The organism is Acidovorax sp. KPB24-03 (genome assembly GCF_057546605.1).
In genome coordinates, this window is sequence record NZ_BAAJYR010000587.1 from 1 (window position 1) to 1,706 (window position 1,706).

Sequence of the window (1,706 nt, forward strand, 5' to 3'; positions counted from 1 at the left end):
GGCCCCCCGCGGCCTCCGTCCGGCCCCTTCGGGCGATTGAACGGGGCAGGGCACGGCATGGCGGCGGTGTCCTTTCCGGCGGGCGGCCCAGGCACCCCGGTCTCCGCCTGGATCGGCCTGGGCGCCAACCTGGGCGATGCGCGGGCAGCGCTGCTCGGCGCGCTCGATGCCATGGCGCAATGGCCCGGCAGCCGTTTGCTGCGAGTGTCGTCGCTGTACCGCAGCGCACCGGTGGATGCCGGTGGCCCGGACTACTGGAATGCCGTGGCCGAACTGGCCACCCCGCTGGCCGCCATTGACCTGCTGCATGCCCTGCAAGCCGTCGAGCAGGCGGCCGGCCGCGAGCGCCCCTACCGCAACGCGCCGCGCACGCTGGACCTGGACATGCTTTTGTACGGCGAAGAGCGCATCGACACCCCGGAACTCACCGTGCCCCACCCGCGCATGAGCGAGCGCGCCTTCGTGCTGCAGCCCCTGGCCGAGATCGCACCCGGGCGCGTCGAGCCCGCCCGCCTGGCCGCCGTGCAGTCGCAGCGCATCGAGCGGCTCGGGCCCTTCTGGCCCTGAGCGACCCCCTCGCGCTCCGCAGGGAGCGCCGATGGGTCGGTGTTCGCCGCTACTGCACTACTGTTCAGGCGGCCTCGCGCCCGCGCTGGTTCGACGAATACACATCGCCCTTCGGCAGGGCCTGGCCGGCCTGCACGGCCGCCAGCCAGTCCCGGGTGGTCGCCACCGCCGCGAAGTTGCTGTGGAACACCACGCTGAACACGCGGTGGATTTCCTCGGCGCTCACGCGCCCGGCCGCATTGGCATAGGGCAGGGCGCCGCTGGCATCGCTCAGGAACTCCACGGTCAAACCCCGGTGCACGGCCTCGAACACCGTGCTGGCGTCGCAGTTGTGCGTCATGTAGCCCACCACGGTCAGCGTGTCGATGCCGCGGGCAGCCAGCCAGTCGGCCAGGTCGGTGTTCGCAAAGACGCTGGCGAGCTGTTTTTCGATGCGGTGGTCGGCAGGCCGGCGCGCCACTTCCGGATGCAGTTGCCAGCGGTCCGTGGCCTTGTCGAATACAGGCGCGCCCGTGGGCGCGGTGTGCTGCACCACCACCACCGGCACGCCGGCGGCCTGAGCGGCGTCCATGGCGCGGGCGATGTTGGGCAGTGTGTCGGCCACCGGCGGGTATTCGATGGGCAGGTTGCCGCCTGCGAAGTATTCGTTCTGCACGTCGATGACGACCAAGGCGCGGCGGGGAGGGGTGGGGGTGGTGGGCATTCTCGAAGTCCTTTTGAAGGGGGGTTGCCTGAAGCGGCGGAAGGGTCGGAGGTGATTGTTCGCCTTCCGCGCTATCGCTGAAAGTGGCTGGATCGACACCGATCGATAGAATCTGGCCATCATGCGCACCATCTCCCAGCCCGCCCCCGACACCGTGGCCGTCGTGGCCTTCGACGGCATCAGCCCCTTTCACCTTTCGGTGCCCTGCCTGGTGTTCGGCGAGGACCGCACGGCGCAAGGCGCACCGCGCTACCGGCTGCGCGTGTGCGGCTTGGCGCCCGGCCCGATGCGCACGTCCGCCGGGTTCGGCATCGACGTGGCGCACAGCCTTGCGGTGCTGCGGCGCGCGCAGATCGTCGTGGTGCCGTCCTGGCACGAGAACCTGGCTCCCGCGCCTCCCGAACTGCTCTCGGCGCTGCGGGCCGCGCACCGCCGG

General features: G+C 70.9%; 3 protein-coding genes. 2 read left to right on the forward strand and 1 reads right to left on the reverse strand.

Annotated features, from left to right (window positions below; translation table 11 throughout):
* Positions 1 to 57 precede the first annotated feature (57 nt).
* Positions 58 to 567: a 2-amino-4-hydroxy-6-hydroxymethyldihydropteridine diphosphokinase gene (gene folK / locus AC27KI_RS24240; RefSeq protein WP_487116294.1), complete on the forward strand. Its 510-nt coding sequence runs from the start codon at positions 58 to 60 to the stop codon at positions 565 to 567.
* Positions 568 to 631: 64 nt separating this feature from the next.
* Here the strand turns inward: folK and AC27KI_RS24245 are convergent, their stop codons facing one another.
* The gene (locus AC27KI_RS24245) at positions 632 to 1,270 is read right to left on the reverse strand and encodes a cysteine hydrolase family protein (protein WP_487116292.1); all 639 of its coding nucleotides are present in this window, start codon (positions 1,268 to 1,270) and stop codon (positions 632 to 634) included.
* Positions 1,271 to 1,400: 130 nt separating this feature from the next.
* On the opposite strand from AC27KI_RS24245, the gene AC27KI_RS24250 reads away from it, so the two are divergent.
* Positions 1,401 to 1,706 (forward strand): type 1 glutamine amidotransferase family protein (locus AC27KI_RS24250; protein ID WP_487116296.1); only part of this gene is annotated, 306 nt, incomplete at its 3' end.

Coding starts and splice junctions, on each gene's coding strand:
- AC27KI_RS24245 (WP_487116292.1), bottom strand. CDS start 1,270: ATGCCCACCACCCCCACCCCTCCCCGCCGCGCCTTGGTCGTCATCGAC.
- folK (WP_487116294.1), top strand. CDS start 58: ATGGCGGCGGTGTCCTTTCCGGCGGGCGGCCCAGGCACCCCGGTCTCC.